Raw genomic sequence first — 24,895 nt, forward strand, 5'->3', positions numbered from 1 at the left:
TCTAATCGGTTGGTGCAGTTAAATACGAGATTTCAAGCTTGTGGCTTGGGCATTTTGTGAGTCCAGTGCTATCATAATTGTTCTTTTGTCACTTGTCGTGAGTATTATGCAGTATTCATTTAATTTAACGCTCAATAATGAACAAGATACCCAAAATTTAGCGCAAATTTTGGCACAGCATTTTACGACGGGTGTAGTGTATTTGATTGGGGATTTGGGTGCGGGTAAAACCACGCTAACACGCCACTATTTACAGCATTTAGGTCATCAAGGTTCCGTGAAAAGCCCAACCTATACCTTGGTTGAACCTTACCAAGTTCAAGGGCGTGATATTTTCCATTTTGACTTGTATCGTTTAAACGATCCCTATGAACTTGAGCTAATGGGCATTCGTGACTATTTGGAAACGCCCAATGCACTGTTTTTGTTTGAATGGCCGTCTAAAGGGGGCGATGAGATCCCTGAGGCAGACTTAATTATTGATATTCAAAAATCGGAAGATGAACTGACACGGTCTGCTACCTTAAGTTTTCATTCAGTAGCATTATTACAAGCTTTAGAGAGCCAATTAAACAATGCGTGATGATTTAAAGATACGCCGTATTCATACTTTGAATCCTGCTTTGGCCAACCAAATTGCAGCAGGTGAAGTCATTGAGCGTCCAGCGTCTGTGGTCAAAGAGTTACTTGAAAACTCGATTGACGCAGGTGCGACAGAGCTGATTATTCGGGTAGAGCAAGGCGGCAGTACTTTAATTGAAATTATGGATAATGGTCGAGGGATTCACGCTGAAGATCTCCCTTTGGCGGTGATGCGCCATGCGACCAGTAAAATCCAAACTGCTGAAGATTTACATGCAATTGTCAGTTTAGGTTTTCGCGGAGAGGCATTGGCTTCTATTGCAGCGGTGTCGCGTTTAACTTTGACCAGTAGTCAAGCGGATGATGGAATTGGCTATCAAGTTGAAGTCAATGGAACTGCATTTGACCGTCAAGAGATTCAGGCTGTAGCTGCACCGAAAGGTACGCATATTCGGGTACAAGATTTATTTTTTAATGTGCCTGCGCGTCGAAAATTTCTCAAAAAACCTGGCACAGAGTTTGGTCATATTGAGGAAATCGTCCGACGTTTAGCGCTGACGCATTTCGATATTCGTTTTGTACTTGAACATAATCAAAGCATCAAACTGAACTTGCCGATTGCAGATAGTGGTGAGTTACGTTTTCAGCGCGTACAGCAGTTGCTAGGGCGCGCATTTACTGAAAATGCTTATTGGATGGATGCAGATAGCATCAATATGCGTTTAACAGGTTGGTTGGGACATCCCTCCGATGCGCGAGCCCAGGCTGACTTGCAGTATGTTTATGTGAATGGTCGAATTGTTAAAGATAAAACCATCTCTCATGCGCTGCGTATGGCTTATGATGGTATTTTGCATGGACATCAGCATGCGGGGTATTTGCTTTTTCTGGAAGTCGACCCTGAAAATATTGATGTCAATGTACATCCGACCAAACATGAAATTCGCTTTTTAAATCAACGTGAAGTACATGAATTTGTACGTCACTATGCTAAAGAGACTTTATCGCAGTTTCAAACGGCAACCGCAGATTTATCTGATGCAATGAAGGTTGCGGAGAATCAAGCTTCGATGTCTCTGCAGCCTCGCTATCAAGAGCCTTTGCAGTTGCATCGTCGTGTTGAGCCTGAACAAACTGGTGAGCAAGCCCCATCGGATATGCTCACTGACTTTAGTTCAAATCAACCGCAAGGCGTCCATTATTCGGCGCAACCTTCACGCTATCAGGGCTCACAACAGCTCAGTAATGCCTTGCAAAGCTATTTAGCACCTCTACGTGATACATCATCTGCTGTTGATCAAGCTCAGCCTTTGGCTGATTTTACAGTGCAAAGCCCTAAAGTCGATGAACATCCGTTGGGGATTGCAATTGCACAACTGCATGGTATTTATGTGCTGGCTCAAAATACAGAAGGGCTGATTATTGTTGATATGCATGCAGCACATGAGCGTATTCTGCTACAGCAAATGAAGTCAGCATGGGATAAACCAGAGTTTTGGACCTCTCAGCAGTTACTTATTCCCAAAGTGATTAATATCACACGGATGCAAGCGACACGAGTGGAAGAGCTCAAAGATCAATTGGCACGCTTAGGTCTCGAAATTGATCAATATGGTGATGAACAGGTGATTGTTCGTGGTGTGCCTGCGATTTTACATAAAGCCAATTTTGAGGCGCTGGTGCCTGAATTACTTAATGATTTGGATCCAAATGATGAAGCGCAGGGCTTACTGCAAAAGCGTGATCAAATTCTAGCGGGTATGGCCTGTCATGGTGCTGTTCGCGCCCATCGCATTTTAGGCCTTTCTGAAATGAATGCTTTGCTTCGTCAAATGGAACAAACTGAATTTGCCAGCCAATGTAACCATGGTCGCCCAACTTGGCGTGCGTTTCCATTGGCTCAACTAGATAAGCTTTTTGCTCGAGGAGAGTAGTTGTACATGTCAACTCAATTGCCGGTCATCAATTTAATGGGGCCAACTGCAAGTGGTAAAACTGCTTTGGCATGTCAGCTTTATGAGCAAGGAAATTTTGAGCTGATCTCTGTAGATTCAGCATTGGTTTTTAAGGATATGGATATTGGTACAGCTAAACCAACCAAAGAAGAGTTACTGCAATATCCACATCACCTTATCGATATTATTAGCCCATTAGAAGTCTATTCGGCTGCAAACTTTGTTGAAGATGCATGTGGTCTAATTGATGACATGCATGCACGAGGTAAAACCCCGATTTTGGTGGGTGGAACCATGCTCTATTTCAAGGCACTTTTAGAAGGTCTTTCAAGCAATTTACCGAGCGCAGATTATGCTGTTCGTGCTGAAATAGAAGCCAAAGGTGAAAGTGAGGGTTGGTCTGCGGTCTATGCTGAATTATGTAGTGTGGATCCACTGGCGGGCGAAAAATTTAAAGTGAGTGATAAACAACGGATTATTCGTGCCTTAGAAGTTTACAAATTGACAGGGCAGCCTATTACTAAACTTCAAGCTGAACAACCTAAAAACGTGCCTTATCGCTATAATTTTCATAATTATGCTTTGATGCCAGACCGTGCCGAATTGCACCAAAGAATTGCACAACGATTGAAAATTATGTGGGACATCGGATTTTTAAATGAAGTGGAAGCACTTATGAAAAAATACGATTTAGATGAAAATTTACCCTCTATGCGCTCAGTTGGCTATCGACAAGCACTCGAATTTTTACAGAAAGGAGATAAAACTGTCGAAAAACAACGTGAAATGGAGGATAAAGCACTTTTTGCGACACGACAACTTGCCAAACGTCAATACACTTGGTTAAGATCTTTGCAAGAGGCACATAAATTTACAACGTATTCTACTATCACGCAGGCACAAGAAGACTTGCGAAACTGCTACGGATAAAGCAAAATTTAGCTACTATCTTTTTTATAATTTTTAATTGAAAAATAAAGATAGTTTTTTGCGCTGATTTTTAAATTTTTTTGGAGTTATAACATGTCTAAAGGTCAAACTTTGCAAGATCCGTTCTTAAATTCTCTCCGTAAAGAACGTATTCCTGTCTCTATCTTCCTTGTAAACGGCATTAAGTTACAAGGTCATATTGAATCTTTCGACCAATATGTTGTTTTATTAAAAAATACAGTAAGCCAAATGGTTTACAAGCATGCAATTTCTACAGTTGTTCCTGCACGTAACCCACGTCCAGCTGGTGCACCTGCTGGTGCTGGTCAACAAGGTAGCTTTGGCGGTCAACAAGGCGGCTTTGGCGGTCAACAAGGCGGCTTTGGTGGTCAACAAGGTGGCTTTGGTGGTCAACAAGGCGGCTTTGGTGGTCAACAAGGTGGCTTCGGTGGTCAAGGTGGCTTCGGTGGTCAAGGTGGCTTCGGTGGTCAAGGTGGTGGCTTCGGTAGTCAAGGTAGCTTCGGTGGTCAAGGTGGCTTCGGTGGTCAATCGACTGGTTTTGATGGCGAATCAAAATTTGAAGACACTCAAGATGACGAAAATAATCGTTAATTGATTGTTAAAAAAGCCTCTCACATGAGAGGCTTTTTTTATGCCAAATTTTTAGTTTTAGTCTAAGCGGAAAATAAAAAGACCAGCATGAATGCTGGTCTTTCTATGTGTTCAATCTTATGACTTGTTGTTCTTACGGTCTAAGTTCGGATCTTTGATTTCGACATAAGCTCTGTTGCGTGTTTCGCGTAACCAGCTATCAAGCTCTGCATCAAATTGACGCTCACCTAAAATTTGACGTGCCATACGTTCTTGGTATTCAGCAGTCATGTCTTGTTGACGTGTTTCAGTCACTTGAAGAATATGCCAGCCAAACTGAGTTTGGAAAGGTTTACTGGTTTGACCTACCGGTGTATTTTTCATGGTTTCTTCAAACTGAGGAACCATCACACCTGGGCTGACCCAACCCAAACTACCACCATCACGTGCTGAACCTGTGTCATTAGAAAAGGTTGAAGCTAAGACTGCAAAGTCTTCACCTTTTTGGACACGGTTATACAAGCTTTCGATCATTTGTTTAGCATTTTCGGGGCTAACCACTTCAGAGGGCTGAATCAAAATATGGCGTGCTTTGTATTGAGGTATAATCGCTTTTTGCTCAGCACCTTTGCGTTCAACTAATTTTAAAAGATGTACACCATCTCGTACTGTAATTAAATCTGTGGTTTGCCCCACTTGGAGTGGACTCACACGTGCTGCAAGCTCGCTAGGGATGTCAGAAAGTGCTCTAAAGCCCATATCTGCACCTTCAACTTTGGTGCCAGCAGTGCTGAACTTTTTAGCAATTGCAGCGACGTCGTTGTCGTTTGCTAGTACAGTTTTGACTTGCTTCGCCACAGCGTCAGCATTGTCACCTGAAACACGCACATGTAGCACATGTACTTGATTGCCGAGTGCTGCTTGACCTTGTGGGGTGTTCAAGAAGTTTTTAACGTCTTGATCTGAAATTTGGATACGAGAGGTAACGATTTGCTGGCGCAAACGATTGATTGCTAAATCTTCAGCAACGCGACTACGCAAAGAAGCATAGGTTCCAGGTGCCACTTTATCGAGCTTTTGTTGGAATGCTTCTAGGCTTGTGCTACCCGATTGTTTTGCAACATTTAAAACTGCTTCATTCAAGCTTTTTTCATCAGGTTGAATGTTGTAACGTTTCACTTGCTCAAGCTGAGTCTGACGAATAATCAGCTGCTCTAACGCTTGTTGTGCCAAATATTGCTCTGGTGGGACTTGTTTCTTTTGGCTCTCAAGTTGATGTTTGAGTTCAGCCATACTTGCTTCTAAGTCACTCTTTAAAATGACACTGTTATCGACTACAGCAACAACTTCATCCGACGCATGTACAAAAGTTGGAATAGCGGTTGCGAGAGCTAAAGCCAAAGCACTCGCTTTAAAAAATTGTTTGAACTGTTTTGTCTTCATTAACGGTCTGTCCAAGTCTGATTAATATTGTTAAAGCCTAGAATACGATTTTCTAGTAATGATGAAAGTTTACTGTTGAGTCCGCCTAAGCCTTTAAGTGTAATTTCGGCCATAATTGCACGTTTAGGTTCTACACCTGCAGCATTGACGTCATCTAAGTCGTTATAGTACTCACGACCATAAACGGAGATCCCCCAACAGCAAGACTCGTAATTGACACCAAGGAGGTATTCACGAGCGACATTGTTGTCTAAGTCATATTGAGCGTGGCCCATAATACGCCAGTTGTTATGGATCGGTTGTACAAAAGATGCAACCACTTGGTCGTAATGTTCTTGACGGTCTGCAATTTCTTTACGGTAGAAATAGCCAACGTTATAGAGGTTGCCTTTATCACCCGTAAAGTAAAGTTGTAAATCACGTTGCGCATTATCACCATTTGCCATCCATGCTGAATTTGCACCGAGGGTAAAGTTTTGCGAGAGCTGGCTAGATACGCTGACAATCGGACCAGAGTGATTTTCTCTGTCAAAGACATCTGCTGTTTGGTCAAGCGTTACGCGGCGGTCTTCGAAATAATAGCTTTGGCCTACACTGGCTTTTAAGCGCTCTAGACCTACCGTATCAAATAGGCTATAGCTTAAGCCCAATGACAAGAAGTTATTGTCTTCTAGACGGTCATGGCCATAGAAGCGATTTGCACTAAATAACTGATCATAGTTGATCGATGCTGTTGCAGAGTCAAAGTTTGGTGCGCCATCTTGATTTTTATAGGGTGCGTAGGCATAGAACATGCGTGGGCTTAACGTCTGTAAGAAAGTGCCTTCTTTTTCAAAAGTTAAACCTGCATCAAAAGTCACCTGTGGCACGACATAAGATTTGTCGTTCGATGAGCGGTTGGTGTTGTCAAACTCATTGATGGTATCTTGATCGTAGAATGTGTTTACATTACGAATAGATACTTCAGGAATGGCAAAAGCCCACGGTGTACGGTAGTTATAGCGTACAGAAAAGTCATTATAGACACGGGTGCCGCTTGGTTCAAAGCTATCATTGGTATCGCCGTCGATAGTCCCAAAATCCTTTTTAAAGTAAGCCGTATCGTTGTTGAACTCGTATTCTAAGCCCAGTGCATTACCCGCTTTATAGTTGAGTAAGAACTGTGGTAAACGTGCATACGGGCGGTCAACGTAGGGTGTAGTTTCATCTAATGTTTGGAAGTCTTCAACTTTTAGTTGGGCTTTTAGACCAGGAATTCCATTTTTATAGTTCAACTCCCAAGCACGACGCAGGTTTAAGTCTGTCTTGGTGTTAGGGTTGTTGCTTAAGTCAGTAAAATAGTCTTTGTCTGAAGCATAGTTATATTCAAGGTTGGTTGAGAACTGTTCATTGATTTGCCAGTTATGTAAAAAGTGCAAATCTTTACGGTCTTCATCGTCATATTTACGGTCAGAAGCTAAGTAACCCCCCCAAATTTGACCTGAACCAAAGTTTTCGGTTAGATAGCGGAACTCACCCTCAAACATTGGACCGCGGTCGCTGATATAGCGTGGCGTAACAGTCGCGTCGTAGTTAGGTGCTAAGTTGAGATAAACAGGCACTGCAAGCTCGATACCACCGTCATTGGTGAAGCCAAAACTTGGTGTCAAAATACCGGTAGTACGACGGTCATCAATTGGGAAGTTGAAATAAGGAACAGCGAGAACGGGTACATCTTTAACATAAAGTTTTGTACCGCGTGTTTCACCACGTCCAGTTTCTTGATTTAACTTAATTTCGTCTGCTTGGATTTTCCATGTTGGCGATTGCTCTGGTGGGCAGGTGCTATAAGTTGCATTTTTTAGCGTGGTGGTCGTTTGTGACTCACGTAGGATTTGGTCAGCCCGCCCATGCGCATGTTGTTCTTCTGAAATATAGAAACTGTTTTTCAGATCGCCTTGTTGAGTTTTTAGATTGTAATTAATTTGGTCGCTTTGCGCTAATAAGCCACTTTGCGCCATTTGCACACGACCTTCAGCATTGGCAAAGGTCTGAGTCTGGTCAATGGTGATTTTATCGGCACGAATTTGACGACCTTCTTGATCAATCAGAACATTACCTTCAAGAACAGAGTCACCTTGTGGGTTGTAGTGACCATAGTCCGCTGTAATGGTGGATGTCGCATTGGCTGCGTCAGCAGCTTTGGTTTCAGGGCTTACAGGGGTTAACCATGTGCCTTGGCAATACGCGGAGCTTAAGTAACGACCTTGGCGCTGTTGAGCTTCAGGTGATGACTTATCGACATAGTATTGTTCGAAAAACTTTTGCCCAGGATAGCTTTCTTGTAGTGCTTGTTTTAGCGATTGTTGTTCGTCTGAAATAGACGTGGTTGGTGTTGCAGCATAGCTTGTGATTGAGCTACCACAAAGAAGGGTAAATATCGCAGTCGCTAAAGGATTAAATTTAAACTGATGCTTCATGTGTCTCATTTACCAAGTATGCTTAAAACGCAATTAATTATTGTCGCATCATAGAGAAAAAGTTGATAAGTGGCTACACTTAGCACTTTAAAAACTCAGCCTGTATTAGAATTTATCGCAAATGAATACACAACGTGAACAATTGATACAAACATGGATTTCATCTGTACTTGGTTCAGATCAATTTGAAATTAACTTTTTAGCAGGCGATGCAAGTTTCCGTCGTTATGCACGAATCAAGTTGAATAATAAAACATTTATGCTGATGGATGCACCACCAGAAAAAGAAGATTGTGTGCCTTTTGTGACGATTGATGAATTTTTTGATACGAACGGTGTTCGTGTACCACATATTGTGGCGAAAGATTTGGAGCAAGGCTTCTTATTGCTTGAAGATTTTGGTGATGTGCTACTGTCAACACAGTTAGATGACAAGACTGTTGATGCACATTATGAGCAAAGTTTTAAGCAGTTGATTCAATTGCAATCTATTGATGGTGAAGGTCATTTCCCAGCTTATTCTTATGAGAAGTTAATGACCGAAATGTCGCTATTGACAGATTGGTTATTGCCAAGTTTACAGATTCAACCTTCTGATGATGAGTCTGCGCTGATTAAACGTACATTTGCAATTTTAGCCAATGCTGCTTTGGCTCAGCCTCAAGTGATTGTACATCGTGATTTCCATAGTCGTAATCTCATGCTTTTAGCAGACGAGCAAGAGCAGGGTGTAATTGACTTTCAGGATGCTGTGATTGGTGCAGATACTTATGATCTGATCTCAATTACACGTGATGCGTATGTGCAGTGGAATCCTGAGCGTGTTTATCATTGGTTTAAAGTGTTTTATGACTTATTGCCAGCTTCTGCCAAAGAAGGGCGAGACTTCGAACAGTTTAAGCAAGATGCTGACATGATGGCGATACAACGGCATATTAAGATTTTAGGCATTTTTGTGCGTTTATTTGAACGTGACGGCAAATCAGGCTATCTCAAAGATTTGCCACGTGTGATGTGGTATTTACTCGAAGAAAGCAAACCTTATGCAGAACTACAACCTTTCATGCAATTTATTTGCGATAAAGTGATGCCAAAATTTGAAGCAAAATATGGCAAATATGAGGTTGTTGCAGCATGAAAGCGATGATTTTGGCCGCTGGGCTTGGAAACCGTATGCGTCCTTTAACATTATATAAACCGAAACCTCTGCTTGAAGTTGGTGGCAAACCGCTGATCGTTTGGCATATTGAAAAACTCAAGCAAATTGGAGTCACAGAAATTGTGATCAATTCTGCATGGTTGGCCGATGTGTTGATTGGTGCGCTTGGCGATGGTTCGCAGTTTGGAGTGACTATTCGTTGGACGCGTGAAGTAGAAGGGCTTGAAACAGCGGGTGGTATTATTAATGCTCTACCACTGTTGGGGACAGAACCGTTTATTTTAGTGAATGGCGATGTTTGGACCACTTTTGATTTTTCGTCTTTACTTGATGTGCAGTTGGACACCGATTTGGCACATCTGGTATTTGTACCGAACCCGACACAGCATCCCAAAGGCGACTTTATCTTAAACCAAGGGCGTGCTTATACTTTTGAACAAGAGCAGTCAGGCGAAGCACTGACTTATAGTGGTGTTGCGGTTATTCATCCACAGATGTTTAAGGGCTTGGAAGCAGGTAAGCGTCCATTGGCTCCATTGCTAAAAGAAGCGATGTCTGCGGGAAAAGTTTCTGCTGAGAAAATGCAAGCCGCATGGGTGGATGTTGGCACACCTGAGCGATTAAGTGATCTAGATCTACAGATTCGTCAAGGTATGTACGTTTAAGTGCATAATCACTAAGCGTTAGCTACTGTTCCACGGCTGAGAAATCGGTATACTTCAGTTTAATTTTATTGAGATGTCTTCTTTATGCATCCATTTTTTCAAGACTTAAAGCAAGGTAGTCAAAAGCTTGGCTTAGATTTGAGTGAAGAAGCATTAAATTTATTGCTGAAGTATCAAGACGCACTTGTGCTGTGGAACAAAGCTTACAATTTAACAGCGATTCGCGATCCTAAAGAAATGCTGGTGAAGCATTTATTAGATAGTTTAAGTATTTTAAAAGATTTGCCGAAAGGTCGTTTGCTGGATATTGGTACAGGTGGTGGTATGCCGGGCATGATTATTGCTCTATGCCAACCTGAGCGCCAATGTGTTTTGCTTGATTCCAATGGCAAAAAAATTCGTTTTTTAAAGCAGTTTATTGCAGACTTAAAATTAACCAATGTAATTGCAGTTCAAACGCGTGTTGAAAATGAAGATAGCATCCATGATTTGGGTCAGTTTGATGTCATCACCAGTCGTGCATTTGCTTCTTTAACCGATTTTATCAATGCATCGAAGCCTTATATGCACCCAGATAGCATCATTGCGTCTATGAAAGGCTTGGTTCCGCATGACGAAGTTGAAGCGTTCAAAAACGAATTTAGTTGTGACATTATTGCGTTAAAAGTTCCACGTTTGGACGAACAACGACACTTACTTTTATTAAAACGTATCTAAAAAAATTCAAAGGATTGGGCGGGTCATGGCACAAATTATTGCGATTGCGAACCAAAAAGGTGGTGTAGGTAAAACCACAACCGCAGTAAATTTGGCTGCATCTTTAGCAGTACTTAAAAAGCGTGTTTTATTGGTCGATATGGACTCGCAAGGCAATGCGACCATGGGTTCAGGTATTCAAAAAAATGACCTACTGTATTCAGTGACCGATGTGTTACTGGGTGAAGTACCGATTGAAACTGCAATTACCAAGGCGGAAGTGGGTTATAAGGTCTTGGGTGCAAACCGTGATTTGGCAGGAGTTGAACTTGCGATTGCTGAGCAAGAAGGGCGTGAGTTTATTCTGCGTGATGCGTTGCAAGAAATTGAACAAGCATATGACTACATCATTGTGGACTGTGCGCCAAGCTTAAGCTTGATCACGGTTAATGCGCTGGCAGCGGTGGATGGTGTGATGATTCCAATGCAGTGTGAATACTATGCTTTGGAAGGTTTGGCAGATTTAACACAGACCATTGATCGTATTCAACAAGCATTAAATCCTGAGTTAAAAATTATTGGTGTTTTACGCACCATGTATGATGCACGTAATGCACTGACACGTGATGTGTCTGAAGAATTAGAACAATACTTTGGCAAAAAACTCTATGACACTGTCATTCCACGTAATGTGCGTCTAGCTGAAGCACCTGCGCATGGTTTGCCTGTGATTTATTTTGAAAAAAGCTCGAAGGGTGCAGTTGCTTATTTACATTTAGCAGCTGAAATGATTAAGAAAAGCAAAGTGAAAAAAGGAAGTAACGCATGACCGTTAAAAAACGTGGACTGGCAAAAGGTCGTGGTTTAGATGCCTTACTCGGTTCCATTCAAAAAGAGAAATTACAACTTGAAGCACAAGCTCTTGATCACGGTCAGCTAAAACAAATTGATGTGCATCTATTACAACGTGGTGAATATCAGCCACGTCGTTTTATTAATGAGCAAGACTTACAAGAGTTAGCGGCATCGATTGAAAAACACGGTGTAATGCAGCCGATTGTGATTCGTCCAATTGATAATGAAAAGCACCCTTATGAAATTATTGCAGGTGAGCGTCGTTGGCGTGCGGCTCAACTTGCTGGGTTAACGCAAGTTCCAGCCATTGTTCGTGATTTAACAGATCAAGTTGCAATTGCACTGGCGTTGATTGAGAACATTCAACGTCAAGATCTCAATCCGATTGATCAGGCGATGGCTTTACAGCGTTTTCATGAAGAGTTTGGTTTAAGTCATCAAGAAATTGCAGATACGGTGGGTAAGGCGCGTACCACGGTGAGTAATTTACTACGTTTATTAAGTCTAGCTGAACAAGTTAAAGACTTTATGCAACAAGGATTGCTGGACATGGGACATGCCCGTGCCATTTTGACTTTGAAAGGGAAAGATCAACTGAAAGTCGCAGAATTGGTGATAGAGAAGAGTTTATCTGTTCGCCAAACTGAACAATATGTTCGTGATCTTAATGCGCCGAAACAAGAAAAATCGAAAACGGAAATTGCACCAGATCTTCAACAATTGACACAGCGCTTAACAGATCGTTTTAGTGCAAATGTCAAAATTGATCATAATAAACAAGGGAAAGGCAAGCTCACGATTCATTATCATTCACTCGACGAGTTGGATGGTATTTTGAATATTTGCTTAGCTGAATAATTTTATTTTCTATTTTTAAATACTTGGGGAAGTGTTATGTGGGAATTGGTCAAAGCAGGTGGGTGGCTTATGCTGCCCCTTGTTCTCTGTTCGATCTTTACTGTTGCGATTAGTTTAGAGCGTTTTATTCGCTTGAAGAAATCCACTATTTTACCGAAAGATTTGCTATTAGGCCCAACGCAAAGCGTACAAATGATTTTGCCTAAACTTAAACAAAATCAAGATTTAAAGGCAACGACATTAGGTCGTATTTTGGAAGCTGGTTATCAAAGTAAGGCACAAGGTGAACAGTTTGCACGTGCGCAGATGGAAGCAATAGCCTCTCAGGAAATTGGTTATCTTGAAAAAAACATCAATTTTTTGGGAACATTGAGTGCTGTCGCGCCTCTTTTAGGATTATTGGGAACGGTACTCGGGATTATCGAGTCATTTTTAATGATTGATATTGGGAATAGTAGTAATCCAACACTGATGATTCCGGGGATTTCTAAAGCACTGATTACAACTGCGGCAGGAATGTTCATTGCGATTCCTGCACTATTTGCATATCGTTATTTTCAGCGTTTAGTTCAAGAGTATGTTGCTGAATTAGAACAGCAATCGACTTTGTTTCATGCGGCTTTATTTTATAAGCAAACAGAAACTATGCTTGAAAACCAAGATGATGTTGTTGTGAAACAAGCGAGCTAAGGTGAAGTATGAAATTCAAACGCTCGCAAGTTGAAGATGTTCATATTAACCTGACACCAATGATTGATTGCTTATTATTTATTTTGGTGTTTTTATTGCTGACCACCACATTCAATCAATTTAGTCGTATGAATTTAACCTTGCCTGATGCGCAAGGTGTTCCACCGAAAACATTTGATCATAAAATTGAAGTGGTGGTAGATTCCACAGGGCATTATTCAATTAATGGTCAGTCTATTGCATCGAAAGATGTTTCAGAATTAAATACCGCAATTAAACAGATTTCCAATGACCGTCGTGATCTAATGTTTGTGATTGCTGCAGATGCAAAAGCAACCCATCAGGATGTGATTCGTGTGATGGATGTAGCAGGTCAGTTGGGATTTGTAAATATCAATATTAGTACCAAAGTGCCTTCTCGAGGTTATTAGTGAAACACGATTTAAAAGTTTATCTACGTCTACTGAGCTATTTAAAACCGTATTGGGGCGTAGCGATTCTTGTGGTGATTGGTTTTGCTATGAATGCGGCGACAGAAGTTTCTGTCGCTAAATTACTTGAAAAAATTATTGAAGCGATTCAACACCGTGATCAAGGTTTTACGACATTGTTCCCAATTTTGGTTGTTGTGGTAATGTTCTTTCGTGGGCTGGGTTTGTTCATGGGAGGCTACTTTACAGCGGTCATTTCCAGAAACTTGGTCTTTAATATTCGCCAAGAAGTCTTTGCCAAATTATTGCGTCTTCCCTCGCAGTATTATCTGGACAATAACAGTGGTCATATCACTGCGAAAATTATGTATAACGTGGAGCAGCTTACAGCCGCATCTACAGAGTCATTAAGAACTATTGTTCAGCAAGGTCTAATCACTCTTGCATTGCTCGGTTACCTTATATATAGCAACTGGCGTCTGACTTTGTGTATTTTGATTTTTGCGCCACTGATAGGTTTGCTTATTCGTAAAGCAGCAAAGCGTATGCGTAAGCTTTCCATTCAAGTCCAAGACACCATGGGGGATGTCAATCACGTGGTACAAGAGACAGTCAATGGTCACTTGGTGGTGAAAGGCTTTGGTGGTCAAGGGTATGAGCAACAACGTTTTAAAGATACCTCATTGGAGAATTTACGACGCGGTTTGAAAATGGTGGTTGTGCAACAGCTCAATAGTCCAATTGTACAGTTGATTATGTCAATTGCTCTGAGTATTGTGATGTGGATCGCACTACGCCCAGAAATACTGCAAGATACCAGCGCGGGTCAATTTGTGGCGTATATTACTGCAGCAGGCATGTTGAGTAGGCCAATTAAAGCGTTGACTGACGTGAATGAAAAAATTCAACGGGGCATGGCAGCAGCACATTCAGTTTTTGAAATTTTAGATCTGCCTGAAGAAAAAAATACTGGCACTTTAACTCCAGTGTTGAAAGGTAATATCGACTTTAAAGATGTGAACTTAGTTTATGTGGATGGCTATCAAGCACTGCATGATTTTAATCTAAGCGTCAAAGAGGGTGAGACGATTGCTTTAGTGGGGCGCTCTGGTGCTGGTAAAACGTCTCTAGTAAATTTACTGGTACGTTTTCAAGATACGACCTCGGGTCAAATCCTCTTTGATGGTATTGATATTCACGATATTGAAATCAATAGCCTGCGTACCCAAGTGGCAATGGTAAATCAGCAAGTGGTTTTATTTAACCGCACTGTACGTGACAATATTGCTTATGGGCAGCTTGAAAATGCTTCTGATGAAGAGGTGATTGCAGCAGCAAAAGCGGCCTATGCGCATGACTTCATTATGGCTTTGCCACAAGGCTACAACACTAAGTTAGGTGCACAAGGTCTCAATTTATCGGGCGGTCAACGTCAACGTATAGCCATTGCTCGTGCGATTTTGAAAAATGCGCCTGTATTGATATTGGATGAAGCCACCAGCGCGCTTGATAATGAATCAGAGTACTTCATTCAGCGTGCCTTCGATGCCGCAATGCGAGATCGTACCACAATTGTGATTGCACATAGATTATCAACCATTGAAAATGCAGACCGTATTGTGGTGATGGATAAAGGGCGTATAGTAGAGCAAGGTACACATGCTGAACTTATTGCAAAGCAGGGTGCTTACTATCAACTCCATCAGCGTAATTTTGAGGAAAACTAAGTCATGTCAGGTGCACAGTTTATTCAGGATGCTTGGAACTCACAGGCAAAGTGGTTAATTGTGCTTCGTCCGCTGTCTTGGTTATATCGAGGCGGTTTTCTTTTAAACCGTAGTTTGTATCGGTGCAATATTAAAAAAGCCTATACGGCTCCTGTACCTGTCATGGTGATTGGTAATATTACTGTGGGTGGGAGTGGTAAAACTCCTCTGCTTATTCACTTAGTGAGTTATTTGCAAAGTAAAAATATTCGAGTGGGTGTAATCAGTCGTGGTTATGGTGCCAAGGGCCCATTTCCAACGATGGTGGATCTCAACTCATTGCCTGAAACGGTAGGTGATGAGCCAACTCTCATCGTGCAATCTACTGATGTACCGATGGCAGTGGGTCCAAATCGCCAAGAAAGCATTGAACTGCTTTTATCTCACTATCCCATTGATCTGATCATTAGTGATGATGGACTGCAACATTGGGCATTGAATCGCCAAATTGAATGGATTGTCCTAGATAATAATCGTGGACTAGGCAATGAAAAGTTATTGCCCGAAGGTTATTTACGAGAGCCAAAGTCTAGACTGGATCAAGGCATAGTGATCGAACATGCAGATCATCCTACACGTAGTATGCACATGCACTTAGAAGTTGCAGAGCCTTACCTGTTGAATAGTACTGAAGCAAAAGCATTCAATCCGCAAGATGATTTTTATGCGGTCGTGGGGATCGGGTTTCCGCAGCGCTTTTATCGTACTTTAGAGAGTATGGGAGTGCAGCAGTTCCAGTGTCATGAGTTTGCCGATCATTATGAATATGAGTTAGAGGATTTGGTCTTTGATGATGCCAATCCTATTATTACCACTGAAAAAGATGCAGTGAAAATTTTAGCGTTGCTCAAACAAAATCCTAGTTTTGCCCGCGATATTTGGGTTGTTCCTGTCGATGCAGTGTTATCGACGGCGTGTTATGACACCTTACATCAACAGCTCGCCGCTGTAGGTATTAAAATTTCTTAAGGTCTTTTATGAAGCATATTGTTATTCCTGCGCGTTTCGCAAGCACACGTTTATCTGGAAAACCACTCCTTAAAATTCATGGCCGTGAAATGATATTACGGGTCGTTGATCAGGCGAAGAAAGTGGAAGGTTTTGATGATCTCTGCGTTGCAACGGATGATCAGCGAATTTATGACCTTTGCATGGCTGAAGGCGTGGATGTGGTGTTGACCTCAGCGGATCATCCTTCGGGAACAGACCGTCTAAGTGAAGTGGCAAAAATTAAGGGCTGGGCCAGCGAAGATATCATTGTTAATGTTCAAGGTGATGAGCCTTTATTGCCAGCGGCTTTGGTCAAGCAAGTCGCGCAACTTTTAGAGTCACAAGCCGATTGTTCAATGTCGACCTTGTGCGAACCAATTCACCAGTTAGATGAATTTAAACGCGACAGTATTGTTAAAGTGGTGATGTCAAAGTACAAACAAGCACTTTACTTTAGTCGCGCCACTATTCCATATGACCGTGATGCTGCAAAACAAGTGGAACAAACGTTGCATAATCAAGCCTTCCGTCATTTGGGTTTGTATGCTTACCGAGTGAAATTACTTCAAGAATATGTGACATGGGATATGGGCACACTTGAAAAGCTTGAAAGCTTAGAGCAACTGCGTGTTTTGGAAAATGGACATCGTATTGCCATTGATATCGCAGAAGCGAACTTACCACCAGGTGTGGATACACAAGAGGATTTAGATCGTTTAAATGCCATGGATGTGGCTCATTTTGCATAATAGAACTTAGGTCATCTACATGAAACAAACGCTGCCTGAGCAGATTTATCCGTGGCATCAAAATATTTGGGAAACTTTAACCGCGCGATTTCCCAATATTGGTCATGGCTTATTGTTTTATGGCAAAAAAGGTTGTGGTAAAGAGACTTTTGCTGAGCAGTTCCTTACTTGGGTCTTATGCGCTAAGCGGCAACCAAATCATTTGGCCTGTGGGGGGTGTGGAAGTTGTCAGTGGTTAAAGGCGAATACACATCCCAATTATGTGCATATCAGTACAGATGAAGACAATAAGAAACAAAATGCCAAAATCAAAATTGAGAAAATTCGTGATCTGCTGCCTTTTGTACAGCAAACGGTAGACGGTTGGCGCGTTATTATTATTGAACCTGCTGAGGCTTTGAACACAGCTTCAGCTAACGCTTTATTGAAAACGCTTGAAGAACCTGGGGATCGTGTACTTATCATTTTATTGGCAGATCATTATTTAAAACTGCCTGCAACCATTCGCAGTCGTTTGCAACATTTTGCTTTGGATCGCATTAATGAACAGCAAGCAGAGCAATTTTTAAATCAGCATTTGCCCCATAGCGATTTGGCACAACAACATTTGTTGATGAATTTGTCCAATCATATGCCGTTGCAGGCAATTACATTGTCCGAGAGTGAATGGATTCCTCAACGTGCTGAATTTTTAAAGGATTGGCAAAAGTTGGTGATGGATAAAAATATGCCGATGGCAATTGCGACTAAGTGGAATAAAGCACTCGCATTTAGTGATTTTAGTCAAATGTTTGAGTACTTGTTGTCAGATTTGATTTGTGTCAAGCTAAATCAGCAGTTAAAAAACACTGATTTGGATTTCAGTGTGCTGGCAGAACGGTATTCACTTGAAACTTTGTTTTCAATTTACGCCGAGTTGCAACAGTCAAAACAATATATTGAACAAAACGTACAAACTAATTTAGTGCTCGACCAATTGTGTATTCGGTTGATGGATGTTTAAAACAGGGGAATTTTATGCAACCACGTATGGGCGGAATCATTCAAGCCAATATTCCAGATAAAGCAACGTTATATGCAAGTTACATGCCTTTTGTGGTTGGTGGTGGTTTATTTATTCCATCCAAGCAACCTGTAAAAATGGGGGAGGAAGTCTTTGTTTTGGCAACATTACCAGAGCAAGCACAGAAAATCCCTCTAACAGGTAAAGTGATTTGGATCTCGCAAAAGCAAAATGGAATCAAACTGCAAGGATTTGGTATTCAACTTTCTGGGGAGAAAGGGATTTATTACAAATCAGAAGCGGAAAAGTTGCTTGCAGGTCTTAAGTCTGAAGGGCGAACTAGTTACACTATGTAATTAAGTACATGAAGTAGGAAACGCCTGTGTTTGTAGATACACACTGCCATTTAACCATGCTGGATTTAACCCCTTATGATGGGGATTTGGATTTAGCATTAGCGCAAGCACGTGCAGCGGGCGTTCATCGCTTTATGAGTATCTCGGTTGATATTGATGATCATATTGAGCTCGCAAAAATTGCGGCACGGCATGACGATGTAGGCTATAGCGTCGGGGTGCATCCTTGTGAAGATCCTGAAACCATGGCCCGCGCGACCACAGACTATTTAATTGAGTTGGCGCAGCCTGAAAAAGTTTGGGCAATTGGTGAGACTGGGCTCGATTATTTTCATAGTACAGATTTCATTGCTGAGCAAAAAGACTGTTTTGCACGACATATTCATGCTTCACAAGCCGTAAAAAAACCAGTTGTTGTGCATACCCGTTCTGCCAAGTACGATACTGTCGATATTATTCGTGCTGAAAAATCGACCCATGGAATTTTGCATTGCTTTACAGAAGACTGGGAAACAGCCAAAGCTGTTTTAGACTGCGGTTATTATGTGTCATTTTCAGGGATTGTATCTTTTAAAAATGCGCAAGACCTGCGAGATGTGGCGAAGCAAGTTCCTTTAGATCGCTTATTAATTGAGACGGATAGTCCTTATTTAGCACCGATGCCGTATAGAGGAAAGTCTAATGAGCCAAAGTATGTTCCTTATGTAGCCAAAGCCTTGGCAGATGTATATGATAAGTCCTTAGAAGAGATGGCTTTCATCACAACACAGAACTTTGAAAACCTTCTCAACATGAAGTAAATAAATTGAAACGATAAAAGCGTATAAGAGAGTACTAGGGTGAAAATGGATCGTCAGGCTCAGTTTCGAGCAAGAGAAGCGTTAATTTTCCAAGTGGCTGAACAGTTGCTTTTAGAAAATGGCGAAGCAGGGATGACCCTTGATGCATTGGCAGCAGAATTAGATCTAGCAAAAGGTACGCTTTATAAACATTTTCAAAGTAAAGATGAACTCTATATGTTGCTCATTATTCGTAATGAGCAAATGTTGCTTGAAATGATTAAAGATACAGATAAGCAGTTCCCTGAACATCTTGCTTTTTTTATGTTACATCATTTGCATCATCCTGAACGCACGGTGTTGTTTCATCAAATAGAAGAGCGATTATCGACCACTGGTGTTGGGATCTATCATTTATTTACTGAACTTTATCAAATTCGAAAGCAACGTCTACGTTTAATTATTCGTATGACCGAACGGTATTTAGAATCGATAGAGAGTCAAATGACAGTACGTGATTATTTGGCATCTATTTGGTCTTTGACGCATGGTGCCGCAGCGATTTTGAACTCTAGTTTTTATCAACGGTATTTGGGCTCGCGTGATACTTTGCGCGTGGCTTACATTGACCAAGCTCTGGCGATGCCTAAACAAACGGGCGCAGCAGGATATCTTGCTTAGCGGATAGGATGTATGAAACAGAAACCACCCTCAAGGATTCAAGGATTTACACTGGTTGAATTGATGGTGGTTATTGTTATTATGGCCATTTTGGCGTCATTGGTGATGTTGAATATCAATGGTGTCGATCAACGTAAAGCAGCGCAAGCCCGTGATTTTTTTATCATGGATGTGCAGAAAATTGCACGTGAGGCAAATGATCAAGCACGTGTTTTGGCACTAGAGGTTCATCCTGCGACCGATGTGGCTGATTTTTCTTATACTGTTGTTGAATATAAAAACCCTCAATTCAGCATACCAACAGAACAACAACATAATGCAATGCTGAATCAACAAAAATGGCAAAAATATAATGAGTTCCCGCAGCAAATTTTAGCTAAAAATGTTTCTTTTGCGGTGCAATCCTTAGATTATGATGTTTCCCAAGCCCGGAACGATGATTTAACCCAAGAGAATGCACCTAAACTGATTTGGTTGGGGAATGGTGAAGCAAAACCTGTTCGTATTCAATTTTATTATGCCAATGAGCCCGTGGGTGCAGAAATTGAAATTGATCATTTGGGTAAAATAAATGCGAGCTAAAGATTTAAAGAAGAGCCTGCCGGCTTGCGCTCGAATGGAATGCTATTTCATTAATCCTCGCTCAGGATTTACGTTACTGGAAGTGATGGTGGCTCTGGCTATTTTTGCTACAGCAGCGGTCGCTTTAACCAAAGTGGGTATGCAATATACTCAGTCTACAGCCCATGCCATCTTGCGTACCAAGGCACAATTTGTTGCCTTGAATGAAATTTCTATGATGGAAATCAATCGTGATTGGCTACAAGGCACGGCCTCTAAACAAATCACCCAACAAGGTGAAACTTGGCAAATTGATAAATCTGCGCAGGCAACGATCAGTACTAATGTGCAACGCGTCAATGTACAGGTGAGCTTGGTGAATACTGAAACTGGAAAAGTAGATTCGGGTGTTACGAGTTTAGTTTTTTTTAACCATCGTGATGGAAGCCAACCATGACAAAACGCTCAGGCTTTACTTTGGTTGAGTTGTTGGTGGCAATCGCGATTTTTGCTGTGCTTTCAGCTTTGGGTTGGAAGGTTTTTGATTATCTGATCAAGATTAAAGAGCGTAATACCCAACATGAACAGCGCTTAGGTCAGCTACAAGAAGCATATCAACAAGTGTTACGTGACACGGTGCAAATTGTACCAATTACTGCCAATGTTGCGGGGCAGGTTCAACCCGCAGTCATGTTGCAAAATGGTCAGTTGACCTTTAGTAAAACTGGCGTGACTGATCCTTTGATGCAAGGCATACCGCCTGAAGAGCGAGTTGAATATATTTATAAAGCAGATGAAAAAAAACTGTACCGTTATAAATATAAAAATTTAAATCAAACCGGTAATGATCAACCTGAAACCAGTGTTTTACTTGATTCAGTTGATCAATTTCAAATTATGTTACTCAATCCCAATGAAATGGCACAATGGCCCGAGGTGGCATTGAGTGAAAATGATGTGACTCAGGCAAAAATACTACCGCGCGGTTTAAAAATAAACCTCACTGTCAATGAAGTGAGTTATGAATGGGTGTTTAGTTTATTAAATACAGACTTTTTAAAACAAAAAAATTAAGTTGCAGGATATGAAACTCACGGACTCTATGCAAAAACATTTTTCCTTAAATGTATTCGTTGTAAATAGGTGGATGTTTTGAAGCGCTCTCAGCATGGCATTGCATTGATCACTATTTTGGTGATGGTAGCTTTAGCAACCATCCTCGCGGCTACGATTGCGAAACATCAGCGTAATACCGCAGAGAGTACAGCCTATTTAATGCGACAAAACCAAGCTCTGTTATATGCAAAAAGTGCTGAAGCTTTTTTTTCTGAGTTATTGGTGGATGATGCTCAAAATGCAGCAGAGGTCGATCATCTACAAGAAACGTGGGCAAAGCCCATGCCTGCTTTTCCAGTGGAAGATGGTTTTATTTCTGGGCGTTTAGAAGATGAGTCGGGAAAATTTAATTTAAATGCTTTAGTAAAGTCGGATAAAAAGCCGAATGAAGCTGCAAAACTTTGGTTTGAAAAGCTGTTGGTACGTGTTGGATTGCCTGCACAACTTTCAGAAGCAGTGATTGATTGGCAAGATGAGGACGATGAAGTCAGTGGGCCGATGGGGGCTGAATCTGCATATTATCAAAGTTTAGCTCAGGGTTATCTGGCATCAAATCGTGCTTTTTATAATGTTGAACAGTTGAAGTTGGTGCGGGGGTTTGAGGGGCGCAATTATCAACTGATTGCACCTTATGTGAGTGCTTTACCGAGTAATGAATTAAAGGTGAATGTAAATACTGCACATGCACTGGTGTTGGCTAGCATTGATCCTAAGTTGGATGTATTTGCTATTCAAAATTTACAAAAGCAAAGACAGGCCAATTTGGAGCATTTTTCCAATGTTAATGAACTGTGGGAGGTTGATCCATTTAAACAAGTGGACGAGGCTCAGCGGGCTGCTGTTAATGATTTTCTCGGAGTTCAATCGAACTATTTTAAAGCCAGAATTGAAGTGCTGCTGAGTGAGCGTAAGCGTCAGTTTAGTAGTGATTTGGTGCGAAAAGATCAAGCGGTATATGTGGCTTATCGGAGTATGTCACCTTTTTAAAGGCTAAATGTAAGGCTGATATGATTTACCAATTGGATTGAACAATAAAATAAATGAGCATAGGTTTACTTTTGCTTTATAATTAAAGTCAATTCTCAGAAAGTTTGATTGCATTACGGCATATGTTAATTCGTAAGTTATTTAAGTTTGAAAATGCCCATATTGTACGCAACTGTACATCGGATCGTTGTAAACGCTCCATTCATGGTCATAGCTATAAAGTTGAATTACTCCTAAAAGCGTCGAAATTAGATCATGGTCAAATGGTTTATGACTTTGGCTTGCTGAAAGGGGTGATTAAAGACCTTTATGACTCTTTTGATCATGCGATTTGTTTTTGGCAAAACGATGATCCAGAATATATCCAAGCATGTAAAACATTTAGTGCGCGTTGGGTGTCACTGCCTGTTTCGCCATCGGCTGAACAATTTTCACGTATTTTCTTTTATCTTGCACAGCAAGTACTCGCGTCGACCGTGACTCAAAACGGTGAGGGTGATGTAGAAGTGTACTCTGTGATTGTGCATGAGACTGATACGGGCTATGCGCAGAGTTTTATTGAAGATATTGAAAATACACAGATGGGGCTTTTAGATTTAAGCCAGATCGAGTTTTCAGAACAAATCCAAGCGGAATGGGCGGACACTGAAATGTATACCAAATTAAAAGAAGGTATCCAATTTCACAATCCGAATGTAGAATTGCAAGTCAAACTGTGAAATTTGTCACGGAATATACAGTAAGGGAATAAGGCGCAAGTATGTCTTTAACAGAACAACAGCAAACCAAGCTTGATAAAATTCAGCTGGATGCCAGTTGGAAACATGGATTAAGTGACTTTTTGCTTAGTACTAAGATGGATGCGTTAAAGCAGTTTCTTGTTACAGAAATAAAAGCGAATAAAGTGATTTATCCGCCAAATGCGCTGATTTTTAATGCATTTAATACGACGCCTTTGGCGAATGTAAAAGTGGTAATACTCGGACAAGACCCATATCATGGGCCGAATCAGGCACATGGGCTCAGTTTCTCTGTGCAAAAGGGGCTTGCTTTACCACCATCTTTACGTAATATTTTCCATGAGTTAAATAAAGATTTAGGAATTGATATTCCTAAACATGGGGATTTAACTCGTTGGGCGCAGCAAGGTGTTTTGCTGTTGAACAGTGTATTAACCGTTGAAGCTGGTCAACCCACATCACATCAAAAACAAGGTTGGGAAGATTTTACCGATCATGTGATTGATGTTTTAAATGAACAGCGCGAGCATATTGTTTTTATTCTTTGGGGAGCATATGCGCAGCGGAAAGGACAACGGATTGATCAAGAAAAGCATTTGGTGTTAAAGGCGGCACATCCGTCACCTTTAGCAGCAAACCGTGGTGGATTCTTCGGTTGTAAAGTTTTCTCAAAATCCAATAATTATCTTAAACAACATGGCATTGAGCCTATAGATTGGCAGCTGGACGCATGACATATTCTCCCGTTTCTAAAAACTACCATCCAGATTTGATTGTAGAAGAAGCAAAAAATGGTTGGCGCATTGTTCGTCTGAATAGACCAAAATCACTTCACGCTTTAGATGAAACGATTGTTTCAGCTTTATTTGAAGTGTTTCAAGATTTTCATAATGATGACGCAGTAAAAGCCATTTGGTTGGATTCAACCACACCAAAAGCATTCTGTGCGGGTGGTGATGTACGTAAACTTCGTCAACTGGTTATTAATGATGAAGTTGAAACAGCCAATCAATTCTTTGAGCAAGAATATGCTTTAGATTTATTACTACACAACTATGCTAAGCCTGTCTTGGTATGGGGTGAAGGTTATGTCATGGGTGGCGGTTTGGGTCTGTTTATGGCAGCGCCATTCCGTTTGGTGACACCGCATTCACGTTTAGCGATGCCTGAAATTAATATTGGTTTGTACCCAGATGTGGGTGCAACGCGTTTCTTGGCGGATCGTGGAGCAATTGGTTTGTTCACGGGCTTAACGGGTTCAATCATGACGGCTGCGGGCGCATATGGTATTGGTTGGGCAACACATATCTGTGATGCACAGCGCAATACGGTGCTTGAGAAAGTCATCAATATTGACTGGAACCATTATCCTGCGGGTGATTTTAGGGCCATTGATGACACATTAAACAGTATGCATCGTCCGGTAGGTCCAGGCCCATTACAGAACTCTTTGGATGTCATTCATAGTGTGTGTCGTGGTGTGAACTTCGAGCATGATTATGATGCTATTGTTGGTTTAAGTGATGCACGTAGTGATTGGCTTCGTCAAGCCAGCGAGAACTTGCAAAAAGGCTCACCAACAACTGCTGCACTAACATGGTTGCTATGGCAGTGGGGCAAGCAGGTTCATTCTTGGAATGAAGTGTTTGAGCTTGAAACGCAAATTTCGGACTGGAAAATTCGTCATGCAGACTTTGTTGAGGGTGTGCGTGCGCGTTTAGTGGATAAAGACTTGTCACCAGCATGGAAACAAGGGGCTAGTAACAGCTTGAAGGGTATTTTTGCTGGTAATCCACCGACAACGAGTATTGAAAGCTGGAATGAACTCCTTAAACATTACGATGTAATCTAAT

At 41.3% G+C, this 24,895-nt stretch carries 27 protein-coding genes; 25 read left to right on the forward strand and 2 right to left on the reverse strand.

The genetic code is table 11. The features are described 5' to 3' along the window. Positions 1-106 precede the first annotated feature (106 nt). The 4 genes from tsaE (at position 107) to hfq (ending at position 4,079) form a co-directional block, all read left to right on the forward strand. The gene (gene tsaE, locus RR876_RS09560; RefSeq protein WP_026056383.1) at positions 107-583 is read left to right on the forward strand and encodes a tRNA (adenosine(37)-N6)-threonylcarbamoyltransferase complex ATPase subunit type 1 TsaE; all 477 of its coding nucleotides are present in this window, start codon (positions 107-109) and stop codon (positions 581-583) included. After that, positions 576-2,516 carry a DNA mismatch repair endonuclease MutL gene (gene mutL / locus RR876_RS09565; RefSeq protein WP_332477381.1) on the forward strand — a complete coding sequence of 647 codons (1,941 nt, stop codon included), beginning with the start codon at positions 576-578 and terminating at the stop codon, positions 2,514-2,516. Before tsaE ends, mutL begins: the two co-directional genes overlap by 8 nt. Positions 2,517-2,522: 6 nt before the next feature. After that, positions 2,523-3,467 (forward strand): tRNA (adenosine(37)-N6)-dimethylallyltransferase MiaA, encoded by a 945-nt coding sequence (miaA, locus tag RR876_RS09570; RefSeq protein WP_004696812.1) that lies wholly within the window; start codon positions 2,523-2,525, stop codon positions 3,465-3,467. Between the two features lie 93 nt (positions 3,468-3,560). Continuing rightward, complete coding sequence (hfq, locus tag RR876_RS09575; RefSeq protein ID WP_332477380.1) at positions 3,561-4,079, forward strand: RNA chaperone Hfq; 519 nt, start codon at positions 3,561-3,563, stop codon at positions 4,077-4,079. Positions 4,080-4,196: 117 nt separating this feature from the next. Here the strand turns inward: hfq and RR876_RS09580 are convergent, their stop codons facing one another. Together RR876_RS09580 and lptD are read right to left on the reverse strand one after the other, a co-directional pair. Further along, on the reverse strand, positions 4,197-5,501 hold the full coding sequence (locus tag RR876_RS09580; protein ID WP_332477379.1) for a peptidylprolyl isomerase: 1,305 nt from the start codon (positions 5,499-5,501) through the stop codon (positions 4,197-4,199). Continuing rightward, on the reverse strand, positions 5,501-7,960 hold the full coding sequence (gene lptD, locus RR876_RS09585; RefSeq protein ID WP_332477378.1) for an LPS assembly protein LptD: 2,460 nt from the start codon (positions 7,958-7,960) through the stop codon (positions 5,501-5,503). Before lptD ends, RR876_RS09580 begins: the two co-directional genes overlap by 1 nt. A gap of 121 nt (positions 7,961-8,081) precedes the next feature. On the opposite strand from lptD, the gene RR876_RS09590 reads away from it, so the two are divergent. The 21 genes from RR876_RS09590 (at position 8,082) to RR876_RS09690 (ending at position 24,894) form a co-directional block, all read left to right on the forward strand. Then, positions 8,082-9,098 carry a phosphotransferase gene (locus RR876_RS09590; RefSeq protein WP_332477377.1) on the forward strand — a complete coding sequence of 339 codons (1,017 nt, stop codon included), beginning with the start codon at positions 8,082-8,084 and terminating at the stop codon, positions 9,096-9,098. Then, on the forward strand, positions 9,095-9,784 hold the full coding sequence (locus tag RR876_RS09595) for an N-acetylmuramate alpha-1-phosphate uridylyltransferase MurU (RefSeq protein ID WP_332477376.1): 690 nt from the start codon (positions 9,095-9,097) through the stop codon (positions 9,782-9,784). The genes RR876_RS09590 and RR876_RS09595 overlap by 4 nt, the downstream gene beginning before the upstream one ends. Positions 9,785-9,868: 84 nt before the next feature. Beyond that, positions 9,869-10,501: a 16S rRNA (guanine(527)-N(7))-methyltransferase RsmG gene (gene rsmG, locus RR876_RS09600; protein ID WP_004696825.1), complete on the forward strand. Its 633-nt coding sequence runs from the start codon at positions 9,869-9,871 to the stop codon at positions 10,499-10,501. 25 nt (positions 10,502-10,526) lie between these two features. After that, the gene (locus RR876_RS09605; RefSeq protein ID WP_004696827.1) at positions 10,527-11,309 is read left to right on the forward strand and encodes a ParA family protein; all 783 of its coding nucleotides are present in this window, start codon (positions 10,527-10,529) and stop codon (positions 11,307-11,309) included. Continuing rightward, positions 11,306-12,193: a ParB/RepB/Spo0J family partition protein gene (locus RR876_RS09610; RefSeq protein ID WP_004696828.1), complete on the forward strand. Its 888-nt coding sequence runs from the start codon at positions 11,306-11,308 to the stop codon at positions 12,191-12,193. The genes RR876_RS09605 and RR876_RS09610 overlap by 4 nt, the downstream gene beginning before the upstream one ends. A 36-nt stretch (positions 12,194-12,229) precedes the next feature. Beyond that, the gene (locus RR876_RS09615; RefSeq protein ID WP_332477375.1) at positions 12,230-12,883 is read left to right on the forward strand and encodes a MotA/TolQ/ExbB proton channel family protein; all 654 of its coding nucleotides are present in this window, start codon (positions 12,230-12,232) and stop codon (positions 12,881-12,883) included. Positions 12,884-12,891: 8 nt separating this feature from the next. After that, entirely contained in the window at positions 12,892-13,314 is a 423-nt protein-coding gene (locus RR876_RS09620) for a biopolymer transporter ExbD (protein WP_004696832.1), read from the forward strand. Further along, complete coding sequence (msbA, locus tag RR876_RS09625; protein WP_078388679.1) at positions 13,314-15,041, forward strand: lipid A export permease/ATP-binding protein MsbA; 1,728 nt, start codon at positions 13,314-13,316, stop codon at positions 15,039-15,041. Before RR876_RS09620 ends, msbA begins: the two co-directional genes overlap by 1 nt. Positions 15,042-15,044: 3 nt before the next feature. Then, positions 15,045-16,049 (forward strand): tetraacyldisaccharide 4'-kinase, encoded by a 1,005-nt coding sequence (lpxK, locus tag RR876_RS09630; RefSeq protein ID WP_332477374.1) that lies wholly within the window; start codon positions 15,045-15,047, stop codon positions 16,047-16,049. An 8-nt stretch (positions 16,050-16,057) separates the two neighbouring features. After that, on the forward strand, positions 16,058-16,819 hold the full coding sequence (gene kdsB / locus RR876_RS09635; protein WP_332477373.1) for a 3-deoxy-manno-octulosonate cytidylyltransferase: 762 nt from the start codon (positions 16,058-16,060) through the stop codon (positions 16,817-16,819). A gap of 19 nt (positions 16,820-16,838) precedes the next feature. Continuing rightward, complete coding sequence (locus RR876_RS09640) at positions 16,839-17,822, forward strand: DNA polymerase III subunit delta' C-terminal domain-containing protein (protein WP_332477372.1); 984 nt, start codon at positions 16,839-16,841, stop codon at positions 17,820-17,822. Between the two features lie 14 nt (positions 17,823-17,836). Next, complete coding sequence (locus RR876_RS09645) at positions 17,837-18,178, forward strand: PilZ domain-containing protein (RefSeq protein ID WP_078425021.1); 342 nt, start codon at positions 17,837-17,839, stop codon at positions 18,176-18,178. Positions 18,179-18,204: 26 nt separating this feature from the next. Beyond that, complete coding sequence (locus tag RR876_RS09650; RefSeq protein ID WP_332477371.1) at positions 18,205-18,978, forward strand: TatD family hydrolase; 774 nt, start codon at positions 18,205-18,207, stop codon at positions 18,976-18,978. A gap of 45 nt (positions 18,979-19,023) precedes the next feature. After that, on the forward strand, positions 19,024-19,638 hold the full coding sequence (locus RR876_RS09655) for a TetR/AcrR family transcriptional regulator (RefSeq protein WP_004696845.1): 615 nt from the start codon (positions 19,024-19,026) through the stop codon (positions 19,636-19,638). Between the two features lie 12 nt (positions 19,639-19,650). Next, on the forward strand, positions 19,651-20,220 hold the full coding sequence (locus RR876_RS09660) for a type II secretion system protein (protein ID WP_332477370.1): 570 nt from the start codon (positions 19,651-19,653) through the stop codon (positions 20,218-20,220). 34 nt (positions 20,221-20,254) lie between these two features. Then, positions 20,255-20,656, forward strand: a complete 402-nt coding sequence (gspI, locus tag RR876_RS09665) for a type II secretion system minor pseudopilin GspI (RefSeq protein ID WP_332477369.1) — start codon at positions 20,255-20,257, stop codon at positions 20,654-20,656. Continuing rightward, positions 20,653-21,273, forward strand: coding sequence for a type II secretion system minor pseudopilin GspJ (gene gspJ / locus RR876_RS09670; RefSeq protein ID WP_004984837.1), 621 nt, complete (start codon positions 20,653-20,655; stop codon positions 21,271-21,273). The genes gspI and gspJ overlap by 4 nt, the downstream gene beginning before the upstream one ends. A gap of 78 nt (positions 21,274-21,351) precedes the next feature. Then, complete coding sequence (gene gspK / locus RR876_RS09675) at positions 21,352-22,302, forward strand: type II secretion system minor pseudopilin GspK (protein ID WP_332477368.1); 951 nt, start codon at positions 21,352-21,354, stop codon at positions 22,300-22,302. A gap of 122 nt (positions 22,303-22,424) precedes the next feature. Then, positions 22,425-23,021 (forward strand): 6-carboxytetrahydropterin synthase, encoded by a 597-nt coding sequence (locus RR876_RS09680; protein ID WP_004696854.1) that lies wholly within the window; start codon positions 22,425-22,427, stop codon positions 23,019-23,021. Positions 23,022-23,062: 41 nt separating this feature from the next. Then, positions 23,063-23,776 carry a uracil-DNA glycosylase gene (gene ung, locus RR876_RS09685; RefSeq protein WP_004696856.1) on the forward strand — a complete coding sequence of 238 codons (714 nt, stop codon included), beginning with the start codon at positions 23,063-23,065 and terminating at the stop codon, positions 23,774-23,776. Further along, complete coding sequence (locus RR876_RS09690) at positions 23,773-24,894, forward strand: enoyl-CoA hydratase/isomerase family protein (protein ID WP_332477367.1); 1,122 nt, start codon at positions 23,773-23,775, stop codon at positions 24,892-24,894. Before ung ends, RR876_RS09690 begins: the two co-directional genes overlap by 4 nt. Position 24,895 lies beyond the last annotated feature (1 nt).

Origin of the sequence: Acinetobacter sp. (assembly GCF_036666595.1) — a bacterium.
In the GTDB taxonomy this organism is placed as follows: Bacteria; Pseudomonadota; Gammaproteobacteria; order Pseudomonadales; family Moraxellaceae; genus Acinetobacter.